Origin of the sequence: Streptomyces hygroscopicus subsp. hygroscopicus (assembly GCF_001553455.1) — a bacterium.
GTDB classification, from domain to species: Bacteria; Actinomycetota; Actinomycetes; order Streptomycetales; family Streptomycetaceae; genus Streptomyces; species Streptomyces hygroscopicus.
The window spans coordinates 1-3,633 of the sequence record NZ_BBOX01000552.1 but is presented as its reverse complement, the minus strand read 5'-3'; the positions used below and the strand labels follow the sequence as shown (position 1 = coordinate 3,633).

The 3,633-nt window shown below is 74.7% G+C and carries 1 protein-coding gene; it reads left to right on the top strand.

The genetic code is table 11. The annotated features are described in order from the left end of the window. Window positions 1-3,633, top strand: a 3,633-nt coding sequence (locus AXW62_RS38520; RefSeq protein WP_159061073.1) for a type I polyketide synthase, incomplete at both ends; no start/stop codon positions are given.

The window sequence follows — 3,633 nt, the reverse complement described above, 5'->3', positions numbered from 1 at the left end:
TCCGGGGGTCGGCGGTCAATCAGGATGGTGCGTCGAATGGGTTGACGGCGCCGAATGGTCCGTCGCAGCAGCGGGTGATCCGTCAGGCGTTGGCGAATGCGGGTCTGTCGGCGTCCGAGGTGGACGTGGTGGAGGCGCATGGCACGGGGACGAGGCTGGGGGATCCGATCGAGGCGCAGGCGCTGCTGGCCACTTACGGCCAGGAACGCCCTGCTGAGCGGCCTTTGTTGCTGGGTTCGGTCAAGTCCAACATCGGACATACACAGGCGGCGGCGGGTGTGGCGGGTGTGATCAAGATGGTGCAGGCGATGCGGCATGCGACGCTGCCCGCTTCCTTGCATATCGATGAGCCCACTCCGCATGTGGACTGGGCAAGTGGTGCGGTGCGGCTGCTGACCGAGACGGTGGACTGGCCGGACGGCGGGCGTCCGCGGCGGGCCGGTGTGTCCTCGTTCGGCGCCTCCGGCACCAACGCCCATGTGATCCTCGAACAGGCCCCCGCGCCGCTTGAACGGGACGAGCGGACCGCGCCGGTGCCCTCCGACGGGGGCACGGCCCCGTGGGTGCTGTCGGGGCGGAGCGCGGAGGCGCTGCGCGGCCAGGCTGCCGCACTGGCGGAGCACGTGGCCGGGCACCCGGAGGCGTCGGTGGACGAGGTGGGCTGGTCGCTCGCCACCACCCGGTCGGTGTTCGACCACCGGGCCGTGGCACTGGGCGGTGACCGCGCCGCGCTGCTGGCCGCCGTGGAGGCCCTGGCGGCAGGCGAACCCCATCCGGGCGTGGTGCTCCCCGGCGGTGGAACGGCGACGGGCAGGACGGTGTGGCTCTTCAGCGGCCAGGGCAGCCAGCGCCAGGGGATGGGGGCAGGGCTGTACGACCGGTTCCCGGTGTTCGCCGCGGCGTTCGACGAGGTCTGCGGACTGCTCGACCCCCATCTGGACCACCCCCTCCGTGACGTGGTCTTCCGCGGGGTGGCCGAGCGGCCAGGGCTGCTGGACCACACCACCTACGCCCAGGCGGGCCTGTTCGCCCTGCACATCGCCCTGGCGCGGCTGCTGGACTCGGTCGGATTACGTCCCGATGCGGTGATCGGGCACTCCATCGGGGAGGTCGCGGCCGCCCATGTCGCCGGGGTCTTCGACCTCGCCGACGCCTGCCGTCTCGTCGCCGCCCGCGCCACCCTGATGGGAGGGCTTCCCGAGGGCGGCGGCATGGCCACCATCGCCGCCACCGCCGAGGAACTCGCCGAGGACCTGGCCACCTACGACGGCCGAGTGGACGTCGCCGCCCTGAACACCCCTGGCAACACCGTCGTCTCCGGGCCGGTCGAACCGGTGGCCGAGATCAGCGCCATCTGGGCGGCGAAGGGCCGCAAGACCAGGACGCTGACCGTCAGCCACGCCTTCCACTCATCCCTGATGGATCCCATCCTGGAGCCGTTCGCGCGGGCCATCGCCGATCTGGCTTTCCACCGGCCCACCCTCCCGGTGCTGAGCAACGTCACCGGTGAGCCGGCCGACGAGGAGATGACCACGCCGGGCTACTGGGTGCGGCACATCCGCCGACCCGTCCGTTTCCACCCGGCCGTCACCCGTATCGCGCCCGGAACCGGGGTCTTCCTCGAACTCGGCCCCGACCCCGTCCTCGCCACCGCCACCCAGCACACCCTTCAGCACCTCACCGCCGCCGATGATGTGACGGCCGATGCCGACGGGGGCGGGACCGAGCGGCCGAGTCCGCTGGTGACGGCCACCCTGAGCCGTAAACGGCCCGATGTCCAGGCGCTCGGCCACGTCCTCGCCCATCTGCACACCCATGGCACCGATGTCGACTGGGCCCGCTGGTTCCCGGCCGATCCGGCGCCGCGAACGGTCGATCTGCCGACATACGCCTTCCAGCGTGAGCGCTACTGGCTGGCCGCGGGCGGTGGCGTCGGGGATGTGGGGGCCGCCGGGCTCCAGCGGGTCGAGCACGCGCACCTTCCGGTGTCCGTCGGGCTCGCCGACGGCGGACTGCTGCTGACCGGCCGGATCACGGCCGGTGGCGCCGGGGGCTGGCTGGCCGAACATGTGATGGCGGGCGCCGCGCTGGCGCCGGGCGCGGTGCTGGTGGAGTGGGCGTTGCGGGCGGCCGATGAGGCGGGCTGCGGCGGGGTGGAGGAGCTGGCGCTCCAGGTCCCGCTCGTGCTGCCCGGGTCCGGTGGGCTGCGGGTCCAGGTGGTGGTCGGCGTGGCCACCGAGGACGGGCGGCGGGAGGTGCGGGTGTACTCCCGGCCGGACCGCGATGTCGAGCCCGGCGCGGACCCGGCCTGGGTCTGCCACGCCGAGGGTGTCCTGGGACCGCGGCCCCCACGCAGCCCCGCGCGGGGCCCGGCGGACGCACCGGTCGGGGCATGGCCTCCGGTGGGCGCGCGGCCCGTACCGCTGGACGGGTTCTACGAGCGCGCCGCGGCGTCCGGATACGCCTACGGGCCGTCGTTCCGCGGCCTGCGGGCGGTGTGGCGGGACGGCGCGGATGTGCTCGCCGAAGTGGCGCTGCCCGAAGCCGCCGGAGCCCCGGAAGGCTTCGGGATCCATCCGGCACTGCTGGACGCCGCGCTCCATCCGGCGTTCCTCCTCGACCGGCCCGAGCAGGAGCACGACGACGGCCGGGTGTGGCTGCCGTTCGCCTGGAACGGGGTGTCGCTGTGGGCGGGCGGTGCCACCACCGTACGGGTCAGGCTCTCCCCCCGGCGGCCGGATGCGGACGGCACCGAGGACGAGCGCGGTCTGCGGGTCGCGGTGGCCGATGCCGTCGGCGGCCCGGTGCTGACCGTCGACTCGCTGGTGATGCGACCGGCCGCCGCCGACCAGCTGCGGCCCTCCGGCGGACCCGAGGTGGACGGGCTGTTCACGCTGGACTGGACGCCGCTGCCCGTCCCCGCGCCGGACACCGGCACGGCGGGACGACGGGAAGGGGGTCCGGCGGAACAGGAACGGGGTCCGGCAGAACGGGAATCGGGTCCGGCGGACGCCGTCGGCTGGGTGGTGCTGGGCCCGCGGGAGTGCGAGCCGATCGCACCGGGCGCGGTACGCCACCCGCGTCTGGAGGCGTTGGTCCGCGCGCTCGACGGCGGCGCCCCCGCCCCCTCGGTGGCCGTCGTGTCTCCGTCCGCCCTTCGCGGCCCCTCCGGCGGCGACGCGGGGACGGACCTGGCCGCCGCCGGTCTGGCGGCCTCGCAGCACGTACTGGACCTGGTGCGGGGCTGGCTGGCCGAACCGCGGCTGGCCGACGCCCGGCTGGTGGTGGTCACCCGGGGAGCGGCCGCGGTCGGCGCGTCCGCGGCGGAAGGCGCCGAAACCGGCGGCGTGGACATGGCCGGGGCCGCCGTGTGCGGGCTGGTGCGCAGCGCGCAGGCGGAGCACCCGGGGCGCTTCCTTCTGGTCGATGTCGACCCGGACTCCGAGCCGCTGGGACAGGGTGTGCGCAGCGCCGTGGAGTGGGCGGTGCGCATGGACGAGCCGCAGGTCGCGCTGCGGGCGGGGCGTGTGCGGGTGCCCCGGCTGACGCGTGCCGGTGGTGTGAGCAGCGGGGGTGTGGTCGCACTGGTGGGACAGCCCGCGTGGCGGCTGGAGCTGACCGGCACGGCCACGG